The sequence below is a fragment of the Brenneria populi genome, assembly GCF_036016195.1.
In the GTDB taxonomy this organism is placed as follows: Bacteria; Pseudomonadota; Gammaproteobacteria; order Enterobacterales; family Enterobacteriaceae; genus Brenneria; species Brenneria populi.
In genome coordinates, this window is record NZ_JAYWTM010000012.1 from 1 (window position 1) to 11,597 (window position 11,597).

Genomic DNA, 11,597 nt, shown 5'->3' on the forward strand with positions numbered 1-11,597 from the left:
CAGTTTGATTCTGTTATCGCATCATAAGACCGCTCACACGTCAGGCCCGCTACTCTTGCCCGGTCAGCGTACGCTGCCAACTCTCCCGCTCTGTCGTCAGCGCGCTGGAGCACGTCGGCGAGCAATATTGCGGTACTGGCTCTTGCCGCGCCTGCTGCGGCAGTTGCGGATATGCGGCCGGTTTCACTTGCTGCGAGTTTGCGCCTGATTGTGGCAATGGTGTCCCGCAAGCTGTCAGCAGCAGACTGAGCATTAACAGCATCAGTCTGTGCCTGTTCAATTTCACGCTGCGCATTAGTCGATATCGCATTGATCGCTTCCTGTCGGCGCCGTTCTTCCTGGCGCTCATCAGATTGTCGTTTCGCCAGCGCCGTAGCGTCTGCTATGTCCCGCTGGTCCCACTTGTGTTGCCACGCAGCATTGGCATCATCCTGTCCGGCTGTATATCGCCAGTGACTGAATCCCCAGATCAAAAAAGCCATCAGCGTTATTAGTGCCAGTGGCTTCCAGTATTTCTTTAGTAATGCCGTAGTGATTACGCTCATACCAGCACCTGCCGCGCCAAATCAAAACGCTCGCGCCTGTCGTCTATTCCGTTACGCCCACCGTTAATAACCAGCGTCACACGTTCAACGTCTGCGCCGTATTGCCCCAGCCGTTTGGATTTCCAGAACCAACCTGCTGACCGCATGGCGTTAGCGTCTTGCTCCAGTAGTTCTGGCGAAGTGATTAAATCCAGTTTCAGACCAGCGCCACAGGCCCGGTAATTATCCATCCCGGTGATCTGGATCAGCCCTCGGCCCCGAAATTTCCACCCATCTCCCGCGGTTTTATTCCCAAGACGACCGCTATAAACCAGATTGGCAATAGCGGCTTGGTTAGCTGGGTGCGCCGAGGTGCGGCCGAGCATATCCGCCTGGTACTGTGTGATACGTTTGCCGAATGTGGCTAACAGCCCAGCAGGCGTGTAATTCAGCGACTCAACGATGCGAGAGAACCCGCCGGACTCATGCCCCACCTGTGCGATGAACTGCGCCTGCTCTATTGTGGTAGTAATGCTGAATTCATCAAACGTTGCCGCCAGATGCGGATACCAACGCGCAGCTAACCCGGCGCTGATGTTAGCCGCCTTTTGGAATTGATCTTTTGTCATAGAATTTATGCCTGCGGGTTGTCGCCAGTCTTGTTGCCAATTGCGCGACGGAGAATAGAGCTGATGTAGTCAATACCGAGGAAGCCGATAAACACGCTGCCTATTGATGCCCACGACGAATCCCAACCAAGTGCCGCTAGTCCATCGTTGATGTAATAGGCCACCAGCGAACACATGGCCGCATCAAGAAGGCGACGGGACCAACTATTTTGCCCGACATATGCGCCACGCAGCAGAGCCATGATAGCCGCGGCGGCTGAATAGCCAGCTTCCTCTTTGTGGGCAGTAAACCATGCGGTAAACCACGCAATAATTTGCGCCCACAGGTCGGGGTTTTTGTCTGGCATTTTCATGATCCTTACCTCCCGAATGGTCGGCGCTGTGTGTGATTTACGGGAAAAGAAAAAGGCCCGCCGAAGCGAGCCTGTTACATAAAGTCGTTTATATAAAAACGTGAAGCTGAGCCGTCAATGATGCACATCAAAAATCATATATATTGTGCAATTGAAATTTAAATTCCCACCATATATTGTGGTTTCAAGGGAGTGAGATGTTCTTACAGGATGTATAAAATACGCAGTCTTACTGCAACCCTATGACATTGCCAGCGCGAGGACTCCTACAATGGCAAAAACTAAAACATCGAAAGGTGGAATCCAACAGAAAAAAATCGTTGTGGTTCCTGGTTATACAAAAGCGGACGGCACTAAAGTAAAGCCGCACCGCCGCTCAACACCTAACTAAAACGTTATGACCATCACAAAAAGCCACTATTGCCGTAGTGGCTTTTTTTATCATGTGAAAATTTTGCCGTAATTCGATGATAAACAATGTGGCAAAGTAATCACTTTTATCAGAATACCCGTTCTTTTACGATCGTAAAGGAAAATCTTTCCGTAATCATTGTGGCCATCCGTGGCCTGTGTGTCCGTTACTTGTACTGCAATCCTTTCAATCCTGATGCCCGTTCAAGTCCACCTCTCACTGAATTAACTATCGAATGGGCGTCACTGATCCTATCGTACAAACTGGCCGCCAGCGGAGAGCGCATGATTTTCAATGCTGGGTGAAGTTCCCTTAACCACGCCTCTTGAATGTAATCGAGGTGAACACAGGCGGCATTGATATTGTGGACATGCATTTGCCAGTTAAAAGAGTTTATTTTATCGCTAATGCGTTTAGTTCTTGATGGGTGAGTATTCTCAATTTCACGATCCAGAATATCCAGAACCCAGCGCCTAAATTCTTTGGCGACTGCTGTACGAGCGAACATCGCAATTAGATGAGCTCCTCGCAGGGAGAAAATTCGGGTTTCACGCGGGCCGCATTGGGTGGTCAACTTGACCACCCACGCCATACTGTCGGAAAACTCGTCAGCATGACGGCTGTAAATCCGGAGAATGGATTTCTCGTCGGCGTATTCCAACGCCACAGTGAGATCGGCAGCGGTGAGCCACGGCTGATTATTACGGGTTACGACGTCGAATTGGTGATTGTGGAATGAGAGTGTTGTTGTCATAGTGATTGACCTCTGAGCTTGGGTTAATCACCACCTGCCGACGCCAATCAGCGGGGTGGTGAGACGTGCAGGGTTGGCGTAACCGGGCTCAGAGAACCGGCGAGCCTTTCGGCTCCCCCACACGCCCCACCATAATGCGTAGGTGTGACTGTTCTGCGCGCATAAAAAAACCACGTCAGGCGTGGTATGCGCCTCTGAAGCTATCCGGGACGCCAATCCCAGGCAACCGATTTTGCGGCTGCAATAGGAATATAGCCCCGGATGTCATAGAAGGTCAAGAAATGGGTACGGCCTCCCGCTGATGAGCGCGATCCATTTCCAGCGAGATATCCAGCGCCATCAACATCCCGTCGATTGTTCCCTCGGCTTTTTGTAGCCGTTTGCCAATGTGGGTATCAGAGCAATGGAGTTTTGAGGCAAGTTGCATAAACGTTTTGCCAAAGACGTAGTAATCAAAAAGAAGGTCGTGGTCGTCCTGATTCTTTTTGTTCAGTAACGCCATGCAACTGGAAATGATCAGGCCGTCATCATCACTGCACTGCTGGCGCGATTTGATTTTGTTGGGGATGAGCCCCTTGAATCCGGCTGCAATTGGCGCGTAATAAACCTCGCAGGGATTATCTGCCACCCATGCACCCCATAGCTCTAATACCTGCTGAATATCACGCATTCTTATTCCCCCGATAAATAACTATCGCGCCGATGCCCAGCGCCCAATCAATAAAACGAAACCACAAATCAACCTGACTCCCGTTCTCCGCTTCCCACGCATTCATATCCCGGTGTAATGCATCATGATGGTGACGACAGAGCGGGATAACGAAAAAGTCGTGTGCTTTGGTTCCCATGCCGCCCTGCCCGTGCCCGATGATGTGATGCGGGTCGTCTGCCGGGTTGCCGCATACACAGCATTTTTGCGCCTTTACCCAGCGCGTATATTTCTCGCATTCCCAGCGTTTCAGCTTCGGACGTAGCATGAACCCCGCCGCCGGCTCATCGTCGATGGCCAACTCCAGGATGGGTTTAACTTTTGCCACTTTCTCGTCAAGTATCTCGCTTGCCGGGCGTTCCCATTCGATGTCACACTCACGTTGCGGGCCAATGGGAATGGTTGCGGCAGGCATGCGCAAGTTGATGCGGATGGCGTGGTCGGGAAGTAAATCTGAAACCCCTTTAAGGACAGCCCACCAGCTTATTTCCGGCTGGGTAAGCTGGTGAGCGTCGGGGAAATAGAACCAACGGCGGGCTGACATCACGACATACTCCGCGATATTTTGTGCTACGTAGCCTCGAACCCTATAAGGATTTTCACGCAGTTCATTATCATGATGCCAGCACAAACGAATTGCTCCATTCTCATATTCTAGAATTGTCGTCTGTTCGTGATGGTATTCCCCGGACCACTGGCAACCCACGTATTGTTTCAGCCAGGCAATCAGGCCATCTTTCCCACCCGCAGCATCAAGAACGCGCTCATGCGTCAGAAACGGCATCCACTTATCGTTTATCAGCGTCTGCTCAGCTTTCAGTACGCCTGATGGTTTGTCTTTCATGTCTGACGTTGCAGAATCCACAACGATGCGTTGCCGAAACATAGGGAGTAAATCGCGGCCAGGACGCAATATCACTTGCCCCAATTCGGGGACAACAACCGGGTTTAGCAGTAATTTCATTGCGCGTTACCCCGGTAAAACGTCTGTTCGTAGACGTCTCGCCCCTCTGTCAGTAAATCGTTGAAGTCGCCAGTCTTGGGCCACCGGACAGATACCCGCTGAATATCGTTTTTAGCCAGCAGATTGGCGTTTGCACACACGAAAGCGGCAGCGTGGCCGGCGGCGTTATTGTCCATGTCAGCAAAAATGATTAAGTGCGTGACGCCACGCGGGGCGCGGAACTTCTTCATAAAATTGGTATTCAGTACCGCCCAGGTGTTGCAGCCCGTTATCTGATTGCATGACAGCGCCGTCTCTATGCCCTCGGCTATGCCCAGCGTTGTCGCTACGGGAAACATGCGGATAGCCACAGAATTGGCGTGTTCCAGATAGTTATCCTCCTGCAGCTTCATCAGCTTTTTCTGTGATGCGCCGATGTCCGCTTTCTTGTCACCGTCCAGCAGTGTGCGGTGTAGATAACACAACGTCCCCTTGTCATCAGTGGCAAGCGAGTAAATAGCCTGGAATGTTTTACCCATCGCTCGCTGAGCATCGCAGTAACGTACGGCATCGGTCGGTATGCTGGTAATGCCACGGTTAAGCAAGTATTTAGCAGCGTCAGTGCCACGCAGTTGCGCCAGCGTCGCGAATTTTCGGATAACCTTATCCCGGCTGGACATTGTCTGGCTCTTTTCCGGCGGCGTATCATCACTACGCACAAACACATTGCCGATCAGCCGATCCACTTCCGGCGCCAGCGTCTTGAAGTCTTTCCCCGTCGCTTTCGTGAGCATTGCCCAGCCATCACCCGCGCCGCACACACAGATGTAAGAGCCGGTGCCGTTCTTGTCGTCAATACGGAGTTTGCCGCGGCGACCACACAGCGGGCATTCCCCCTTAAAATGGTTTTTCCCCGTCACTGGCGGTAAACCGTAGTATTCGAATATTTCCGGCCAACGGCCTATTGCTGCCTTTGCTGTGTTCATGCCGCCTTCTCTTGTTTTTGTGCTTTTTCCTGCTGCTTGGCATACGCGATGCGCAGCGATTTGATGTAATTCATGACCTCCGGCGTGGTTTCCTGCGGAGTGCGGTGTAACCCTTTCGGCCAGACGCCAAATTTTTTGCGATAGGTATGGGAGCACCAGCCATCACTGACGGGCTTGCCCTGGGTGCTGCGGATGCGCTGATAGAAGAGAATCTGTGACCACCACGCCTGTTTCATTTCAGCCGTATGCTTCTCTTTGGTCTTGCTGACTTTCGTCAGTCCGCGACTCCTGTCGGTATCCACATCCTCACCAGCCAACGGCTTAAAGCCGCATTTGGGGCAAATGTAGATTCCGGCAGGCTTCACGTAATGGCATGAGGGGCATTCTTTCGGCAGGCGTTCTTGCTGGTCTGGTTTTGATGTGTTGACCGGGGCATCCTCCATGCCGTCGCTGCTGGATAACAGGCCGTCATATTCGATATCGTCGGGATAGCCAAGTTTGTGGACAGTGCCGGAGTGATCGAATATCAGACAGTGGTCTTTACCAGGCGCAGTACGTAAGCCACGGCCCAGGCATTGAATCCAGCGAATCTCCGATTTTGTGGGCCGGCCGTAGATGATGCAGCGCACGTCGCTATCGAACCCAGCAACCAGCACGCCTACGTTAACGATAATTTTCGTGATGCCTTGCTCAAAGCGCCGGATGATCAGTTGCCGTTCGTCGTGCGGCGTTTTCGCTGTCATAACTTCGGCCGAAACGCCAACGCGGTTAAATTCGATGGCAACAAAATTTGCGTGAGCCACGTCGACACAGAAACAAATAGTCGGGCGATTCTGCCCGTTCGCCAGCCAGTTCTGAACGATGTCGCCAACCAATTTGGCTTCGCTCATCACTTTTCCCAGTTGTTGCTCGTTGTAGTCGCTGCCGTACGTGCTGTTGCTGACGGTTTTCACATCGGACAAATCGGGCGTAGACGGGGCGTAGAATTCGTACTTGCTCAGGGCGCCGATCTCGATCAGTTCTTTCATCGTCGTCGGCTTAATCAGGCGCTGGTAATAATTACCAAGGAACTTGGCAAACGGCGTACCGGACAGGCCAATCACCTTGGTCGCGGTGTTCTGCGTCAGATGATCGATAACTTCCAGAATCTTTTTACGCTTCAGATGCGCTTCGTCGATAAACAGCAGGTCGATGTTGTCCGGGAACTCACGGCGAATTAGCGTATCGGCGCTGGCGATCTGAATCAGGCGCTGCGGATCGTAAGCAGGATGGTCACGCCACACATAGCCAATCTCATCGGCAGGGAGGCCGTACTCAACAAAACGGGTCGCAGTCTGGTCCAGCAGCACGGTGTACGGGGCTACAAACATTACGCGCATATTGCGACTGACCAGCCCGTCAGTGATAAACGCCGCCAATCCGGTTTTACCGCTGCCGACCGGGCTGTAAATCATGAAGCTGGCCGTTGTCTTCCAGTTCGCACGCAGGGCGTTCAGTCCCCGGCTCTGCGCTAAATTTGGCGTGATGTTCAGCATGACGATGCCCTCACTTAAAAATTAAACGGCGTTGCCCGGATGACATCGACGCCGCGAATGCGATACTGGCGCGGGCTTTTGCCGTCTTTGAGCAGCACAAATCCAGAAACACCCTCCGGTAACTCACTGAGCTTAAGGAGCGACCGCCGGCGCGGGTTCTTGCCGTCCGCTTCGATGGCGCATTGCTCGCCAGTTGGAGTGGTAACGAGATAGTCGACAAAGCCGCGGCGCCCATCACTCAGGCCGGTCACGATGAAATTCTTTTGCAGAAACCAACCCGCGTTTTTGATTTTTTCAGCCAGCACCGTTTCAAAGTTCTGCATATCGTCTGGCGTGAGAAATTGCTCTTTCAGCAACTCGATTAATTTTTCTTTCAGCGCTGCGCTCATTTTTTGCCCTCTGTTGGCGTTTTCAGTAACCACTGTATAAATTTACATATCCCGGCAATTCACTACTCGATCCCTTTAAGTAACTGCCCTTTTGGTAGAGCTCTTCCTTCCCTAACTCTCCAGACCCCACCCCTTTCCCCTCCCCTGGTTCTCTTCCCCAAAACTACTGGATAAAAAAACATATCCGGTAAATCACGCTACAAGCCTCAGCCTCGGCTGGTCCGCCAGTGGCGGCGGGGAGGTGAATCCCTGATTTGCCCGGCTGAACCGCTCGACGAACAACCGCAGGCGCGTATTTGCCTCCCTGCGCCCCGCGTTTTCCTGCCGATACGAAACCGGCTCGGCGTCGAATGCGGTCTGGTACGCCTCCGCGTAGGCATGCGCGATTTTTACCCGCTGCGCGGTCGGTAACTGGCGTAACGTTTCCTGAATCCAAGCGGCATCCTCACGGCAATACGCGACTGGCATAACAGGCTTCACATAGTTGAATGCGTCCATCTGGCACCTCAGAAAATCAAAGGGTTATGTGTTTAATGCAGATGGCCACCAGCGTTATTCGCGTTTGACGCGATTGCGCCCAAACAGGGATAGGATTGAACGGATTTCAGCCTCACGAGCGGCTAAGTGTTTGGTGTGGAGGTGCATGATTTCCCGCGCCTCAACTTCATCGATAACGCCGTCTTCAATGGCCTGCTGAATCATCTGATCAACCTGGCCGCGCTTCGCCGCGGTGTATACTGAGCGGTTGTACAGCTCAACACGGTCCAGATCGTCAAATGTGGGAACGTCCACCAGCAAAGCGCCGCAACGTTGCGCGAAATACTCCGCCAGCAGGCTAGTGCCGGATAAGTCTTCCATCGCTTCCAGTTCGTGAATTTCGAAGAAGCGACAGCCGTTTTTCTCGTACAAGTTGTTGTTGAACTGAACCAGCGTCATACCCAACGCGCCAGCCATTGCAGAACGCCCGCCAGGGTATGCCTTGCACATCGCTTTGATGTTTCCTTTGAGGTCTACCATTTCATTTCGCCTTGGGTAGTTACCGTTAAGCCGCAGATTCGTTAATCTTTGGTTCGTCGGAATTAGCTTTTTTCAGGGTCTTAATTTCCAACTCGGTATATTTACCGTTAGAGACAGAGGCGATCTTTTTGGCGTAGCAAGTTTCACCAGTGAACTCAGTTCTTGGTAACGAGCCGCGTTGAATCCACTTATAGACAGCCTTGGGGGTTAGCCCACAGGCACTGGCGACTACCGAAACTTTGATGTCTCTGATGACATCACCAAGTACAAGAGACTGCATGTCTCCCCCTATCAATTATGAACTTTAAGTACATATTATGACGGAACTGATAGTACATGCAAGTGGATATATGATTGAACCTATGGTTCAAGAAGAAAAAGTGCGGCAAACCTTTTCCCGCAGGCTGGCACTAGCCTGTGATAGAGCGGGAATGGAATCTCATGGGCGGCAAGCTGATATAGCAGCGGCGCTCAGTGTCACGCCTAAAGCTGTCAGCAAATGGTTCAATGCTGAATCTATACCCAGAAGGGGGAAAATTTCTGAACTAGCTGATTACGTAGGTGCTCAATCAAACTGGCTTCTTGGCGAGGGGGATGAAGATCAAACAACTCCAATAGAGGCAAAATATAATAGGCGAGGCGCATTTTATCGCGTTGACATCCTGGATGTTCAGGCCAGCGCAGGTAACGGTTCCCTCGTATCCACTGATTTCATTGAAACCATACGTGCAATTGAGTACACAAACGAACAGGCTCGTTCTCTCTTTGGAAATCGCCCATCAGAATCCGTAAAGGTGATCACTGTTCGCGGTGACAGCATGGAAGGTACGATCGAACCAGGTGACCAAATCTTCCTTGATATGAATGTCTCTGAGTTTGATGGCGACGGCATCTATGTGTTCGTGTTTGGTAAGACGTTGCATGTGAAACGCCTGCAAATGCAAAAGAACCGCATTGCCGTTCTGTCTGACAACAAACTTTACGAGCCCTGGTACATCGAAGAAGGTGATGAAGATCAGTTCCGTATCATGGCCAAAGTCCTGTTGCGGCAGTCCATTGAGTACAAACGGTTTGTTTGAGCTATGCTGTAGCTGTTCAGACTATGATGAGATTGGTTTGAAGTGAATTTTTTCGTGAATGGAGAGCATATTGAACTTTGAACAAATCGGCATTCTTACCCTAAATAACGTGCAGATGTTACTGGAACAGGCTAATCTCCCCCTTGCTGTAGGTCCTATAACAGATGCTGATTTTCAAGCGCTATCCACAAACTACGCTGAACTCAATTGGGATTTTGCGTTTTCTACATATGGAAATGACCCAAATAAGTTTGAGTTTTGTATTAAGCTTATTGGTGAAGCCAATCCGCTCCCATCAGGGGCATCTATATGTATATATGATATACAAAACAATAGCCTAGACATAATGTTTGTAGAAAGTTTCGTCCGCAATATTCACGATCACCCGCTACATGGTCATATGATTGAAATAACATTAATGGCTGCATATATTTTCTGTAGCGCTGTTGATTGTGATATCGTTAATGTGATAGAACCAGTAAACATTGAGGTTATGGCGTTGTATGAACGTTACGGTTTTGAAGGTGACTCCGACCTCATGAGCGCATCAAGAGCTAAGATCCGTGAATCAGTAATGCGCTACTATTGATTATCTAATAGACAATACCAATATAACTAGTAGAATATCGGCCCCATCGTTCGGGCCATAGATCAACACCTCAAAGGCTAGTTAGCCTCATAAAGAACATTATCAAGTGATTGACTGGAGAATGCTATGAAACACCCACGTAAAGGCACTACGTCTGCCACGACGTACCGGACTGCTGAGGTCTTTGCTCGTATGGGAGTTGCTATGGAAGAGCTTATGACTGCGGCCCCTAAAATTTTGGGACAAAAATCCATTGATGGCACACAAGAGTGTCATGGTCCGAAAAAAGAGAACAAGAAAGCAGCAGCTTAAAATCCTGTACCAAATATTAAAGAGCCCGGCTATCATGCCGGGTTTTGTGCCCTATCCTTCCAACTGCTCTATCGCCAACAATAGCGCCATGTTCGACTCGCCCGTCATTTCCATAACCTTCCAGTAAATCCGCTTTAGCTGGTAGGCTACCTGCCCCCGGCTTATCTCTTCTCCGTTCTGCGCCAGCATCAAACAGCACTGCCCCACCATCCTGCAAGCCTCATCGTATACCGGGTCTGAATCTTCTATACCATATGCCCCCGTTTGTTTTTTACACAATACCACACGGGTGGGATTTTTTTTGTGCGCACCGTCTGACTAATCACCTCATCTATCCCACCAGCTCGTTAAGCAATCTCACATAAAAAATAAATCCACTTATAGTTCATATAGTTAATTTCCATGTGAACTTTATTAACGCATCAATGTACTTTTTGTACTTGATTAAAGTGTACCATTGGTTCATTATCAGTTTCATCGAGACAACACAACGTCTCTGAAAGTCGAACGGCGCGACTTGAAACCATGCGTCGGAACCGTGGCGGGACAGGTAAGTCGGCAATACGGGGCATAAGTGAACTTATAAAGCGTCCTCTGGGGCGCTTCATTAAGACCACTGAATGAAAGGTAAGAGTATGGAACTACAGCAAAACACGCACTGGCAGACAAAATCACGCGGCGACAACGACAGTGAGTATCAGATTTATCTCGCATGCGCTGACGACGGAAAGGGGAATGAGTTTATGACCGGAAAGCCCCTCAAAACCTATGACGAGTGGCTTGCATCCTAAGTGACTTCACTATGCGTCTACCAGCTTTACGGGCGCATGAATGAAACCACTACCACCAGCAGTTGAGGTCATTATGAAAATCGATAAAGACAAACTTCATGAGGCCCGTGAAATCGCTAAACAGGCCGTTACCCGCCACTGCAAAACAAGATGGTGGCTGGCAATGAATCATCTGAAACGGGCTTACGGCTTCACACAATAATTTAAGCCACCAGCAAAACCCCTCCCTTTATTTCCATAAGAGACTATCAAATGAAAATCACCAAAGAACAGGTTGATAAATTCGCCTGCGAAGACGGCCGCGCATGGTTCGCTGAAAACTTCCCGCAGGGCGGAGAATACTCACAAATTATCCAAACACTGAACGCTAACAAACATTACGAGTGGGCTCGTTGGGGTGCCTGTCAGGCGTATGACCTATTTCTTTTGGGTAAAACAACTGCTGAATTCATTAAAGCCGAAACATCAACTACTGATGCCATGGTTGAAGAATTAAACGGCATGGATTTGCCAACTGATAACGCCGATGTATCTAGCGATAGCGGTGATGACGAGGCGCAAATCGGGTCGTCTGG

General features: G+C 50.3%; 19 protein-coding genes. 6 read left to right on the top strand and 13 right to left on the bottom strand.

What is annotated here, in order from left to right:
• The 12 genes from VSX58_RS13835 to VSX58_RS13890 all read right to left on the bottom strand — a co-directional run.
• Nucleotides 1–545, bottom strand: a 545-nt coding sequence (locus VSX58_RS13835; RefSeq protein WP_327618608.1) for a DUF2514 family protein, incomplete at its 3' end; no start/stop codon positions are given.
• A complete protein-coding gene (locus VSX58_RS13840) occupies nt 542–1,153 on the bottom strand; it encodes a glycoside hydrolase family 19 protein (protein WP_327615831.1) in 612 nt (203 codons plus the stop codon). The genes VSX58_RS13835 and VSX58_RS13840, both read right to left, overlap by 4 nt.
• Nucleotides 1,154–1,158: 5 nt before the next feature.
• Entirely contained in the window at nt 1,159–1,506 is a 348-nt protein-coding gene (locus VSX58_RS13845; RefSeq protein WP_327615832.1) for a phage holin, lambda family, read from the bottom strand.
• Nucleotides 1,507–2,084: 578 nt separating this feature from the next.
• Nucleotides 2,085–2,672, bottom strand: a complete 588-nt coding sequence (locus VSX58_RS13850) for a BRO-N domain-containing protein (RefSeq protein WP_327615833.1) — start codon at nt 2,670–2,672, stop codon at nt 2,085–2,087.
• 274 nt (nt 2,673–2,946) lie between these two features.
• On the bottom strand, nt 2,947–3,342 hold the full coding sequence (locus tag VSX58_RS13855) for an antiterminator Q family protein (protein WP_327615834.1): 396 nt from the start codon (nt 3,340–3,342) through the stop codon (nt 2,947–2,949).
• Complete coding sequence (locus VSX58_RS13860; RefSeq protein ID WP_327618609.1) at nt 3,335–4,345, bottom strand: DUF968 domain-containing protein; 1,011 nt, start codon at nt 4,343–4,345, stop codon at nt 3,335–3,337. The genes VSX58_RS13855 and VSX58_RS13860 overlap by 8 nt, the downstream gene beginning before the upstream one ends.
• On the bottom strand, nt 4,342–5,310 hold the full coding sequence (locus tag VSX58_RS13865) for a toprim domain-containing protein (RefSeq protein ID WP_327618610.1): 969 nt from the start codon (nt 5,308–5,310) through the stop codon (nt 4,342–4,344). Before VSX58_RS13865 ends, VSX58_RS13860 begins: the two co-directional genes overlap by 4 nt.
• Nucleotides 5,307–6,845 carry a DEAD/DEAH box helicase gene (locus VSX58_RS13870; protein ID WP_327618611.1) on the bottom strand — a complete coding sequence of 513 codons (1,539 nt, stop codon included), beginning with the start codon at nt 6,843–6,845 and terminating at the stop codon, nt 5,307–5,309. Before VSX58_RS13870 ends, VSX58_RS13865 begins: the two co-directional genes overlap by 4 nt.
• Before the next feature lie 14 nt (nt 6,846–6,859).
• Nucleotides 6,860–7,234, bottom strand: coding sequence for a hypothetical protein (locus VSX58_RS13875; protein WP_327618612.1), 375 nt, complete (start codon nt 7,232–7,234; stop codon nt 6,860–6,862).
• Nucleotides 7,235–7,426: 192 nt separating this feature from the next.
• A complete protein-coding gene (locus VSX58_RS13880) occupies nt 7,427–7,732 on the bottom strand; it encodes a hypothetical protein (protein ID WP_327618613.1) in 306 nt (101 codons plus the stop codon).
• 54 nt (nt 7,733–7,786) lie between these two features.
• On the bottom strand, nt 7,787–8,251 hold the full coding sequence (locus VSX58_RS13885; protein ID WP_327618614.1) for a YmfL family putative regulatory protein: 465 nt from the start codon (nt 8,249–8,251) through the stop codon (nt 7,787–7,789).
• A 25-nt stretch (nt 8,252–8,276) separates the two neighbouring features.
• On the bottom strand, nt 8,277–8,531 hold the full coding sequence (locus tag VSX58_RS13890) for a Cro/Cl family transcriptional regulator (protein WP_327618615.1): 255 nt from the start codon (nt 8,529–8,531) through the stop codon (nt 8,277–8,279).
• A gap of 70 nt (nt 8,532–8,601) precedes the next feature.
• Here VSX58_RS13890 and VSX58_RS13895 point away from each other — a divergent pair, with 70 nt between their 5' ends.
• The 3 genes from VSX58_RS13895 to VSX58_RS13905 all read left to right on the top strand — a co-directional run bounded on the left by VSX58_RS13895 (nt 8,602) and on the right by VSX58_RS13905 (nt 10,231).
• The gene (locus VSX58_RS13895) at nt 8,602–9,330 is read left to right on the top strand and encodes an XRE family transcriptional regulator (protein WP_327618616.1); all 729 of its coding nucleotides are present in this window, start codon (nt 8,602–8,604) and stop codon (nt 9,328–9,330) included.
• Nucleotides 9,331–9,400: 70 nt separating this feature from the next.
• Nucleotides 9,401–9,919, top strand: coding sequence for a hypothetical protein (locus tag VSX58_RS13900; protein ID WP_327618617.1), 519 nt, complete (start codon nt 9,401–9,403; stop codon nt 9,917–9,919).
• 126 nt (nt 9,920–10,045) lie between these two features.
• A complete protein-coding gene (locus tag VSX58_RS13905; protein WP_327618618.1) occupies nt 10,046–10,231 on the top strand; it encodes a hypothetical protein in 186 nt (61 codons plus the stop codon).
• 51 nt (nt 10,232–10,282) lie between these two features.
• On the opposite strand, the gene VSX58_RS13910 is transcribed toward VSX58_RS13905, so the two are convergent.
• On the bottom strand, nt 10,283–10,441 hold the full coding sequence (locus VSX58_RS13910) for a hypothetical protein (protein WP_327618619.1): 159 nt from the start codon (nt 10,439–10,441) through the stop codon (nt 10,283–10,285).
• 425 nt (nt 10,442–10,866) lie between these two features.
• Between VSX58_RS13910 and VSX58_RS13915 the strand changes: the two genes are divergently transcribed.
• From VSX58_RS13915 to VSX58_RS13925, 3 genes are all read left to right on the top strand, one after another.
• Nucleotides 10,867–11,022 carry a hypothetical protein gene (locus tag VSX58_RS13915; RefSeq protein ID WP_327618620.1) on the top strand — a complete coding sequence of 52 codons (156 nt, stop codon included), beginning with the start codon at nt 10,867–10,869 and terminating at the stop codon, nt 11,020–11,022.
• A 40-nt stretch (nt 11,023–11,062) separates the two neighbouring features.
• Nucleotides 11,063–11,224 (top strand): hypothetical protein, encoded by a 162-nt coding sequence (locus VSX58_RS13920; protein WP_327618621.1) that lies wholly within the window; start codon nt 11,063–11,065, stop codon nt 11,222–11,224.
• A gap of 50 nt (nt 11,225–11,274) precedes the next feature.
• A partial coding sequence (locus VSX58_RS13925; RefSeq protein ID WP_327618622.1) for a hypothetical protein occupies nt 11,275–11,597 on the top strand: 323 nt, incomplete at its 3' end.

Excerpts from the sequence above, each read along its gene's own strand:
- VSX58_RS13840 (WP_327615831.1), bottom strand. The coding sequence starts at position 1,153 with ATGACAAAAGATCAATTCCAAAAGGCGGCTAACATCAGCGCCGGGTTA.
- VSX58_RS13845 (WP_327615832.1), bottom strand. The coding sequence starts at position 1,506 with ATGAAAATGCCAGACAAAAACCCCGACCTGTGGGCGCAAATTATTGCG.
- VSX58_RS13850 (WP_327615833.1), bottom strand. The coding sequence starts at position 2,672 with ATGACAACAACACTCTCATTCCACAATCACCAATTCGACGTCGTAACC.
- VSX58_RS13855 (WP_327615834.1), bottom strand. The coding sequence starts at position 3,342 with ATGCGTGATATTCAGCAGGTATTAGAGCTATGGGGTGCATGGGTGGCA.
- VSX58_RS13860 (WP_327618609.1), bottom strand. The coding sequence starts at position 4,345 with ATGAAATTACTGCTAAACCCGGTTGTTGTCCCCGAATTGGGGCAAGTG.
- VSX58_RS13865 (WP_327618610.1), bottom strand. The coding sequence starts at position 5,310 with ATGAACACAGCAAAGGCAGCAATAGGCCGTTGGCCGGAAATATTCGAA.
- VSX58_RS13870 (WP_327618611.1), bottom strand. The coding sequence starts at position 6,845 with ATGCTGAACATCACGCCAAATTTAGCGCAGAGCCGGGGACTGAACGCC.
- VSX58_RS13875 (WP_327618612.1), bottom strand. The coding sequence starts at position 7,234 with ATGAGCGCAGCGCTGAAAGAAAAATTAATCGAGTTGCTGAAAGAGCAA.
- VSX58_RS13880 (WP_327618613.1), bottom strand. The coding sequence starts at position 7,732 with ATGGACGCATTCAACTATGTGAAGCCTGTTATGCCAGTCGCGTATTGC.
- VSX58_RS13885 (WP_327618614.1), bottom strand. The coding sequence starts at position 8,251 with ATGGTAGACCTCAAAGGAAACATCAAAGCGATGTGCAAGGCATACCCT.
- VSX58_RS13890 (WP_327618615.1), bottom strand. The coding sequence starts at position 8,531 with ATGCAGTCTCTTGTACTTGGTGATGTCATCAGAGACATCAAAGTTTCG.
- VSX58_RS13895 (WP_327618616.1), top strand. The coding sequence starts at position 8,602 with ATGATTGAACCTATGGTTCAAGAAGAAAAAGTGCGGCAAACCTTTTCC.
- VSX58_RS13905 (WP_327618618.1), top strand. The coding sequence starts at position 10,046 with ATGAAACACCCACGTAAAGGCACTACGTCTGCCACGACGTACCGGACT.
- VSX58_RS13910 (WP_327618619.1), bottom strand. The coding sequence starts at position 10,441 with ATGGTGGGGCAGTGCTGTTTGATGCTGGCGCAGAACGGAGAAGAGATA.
- VSX58_RS13915 (WP_327618620.1), top strand. The coding sequence starts at position 10,867 with ATGGAACTACAGCAAAACACGCACTGGCAGACAAAATCACGCGGCGAC.
- VSX58_RS13920 (WP_327618621.1), top strand. The coding sequence starts at position 11,063 with ATGAAACCACTACCACCAGCAGTTGAGGTCATTATGAAAATCGATAAA.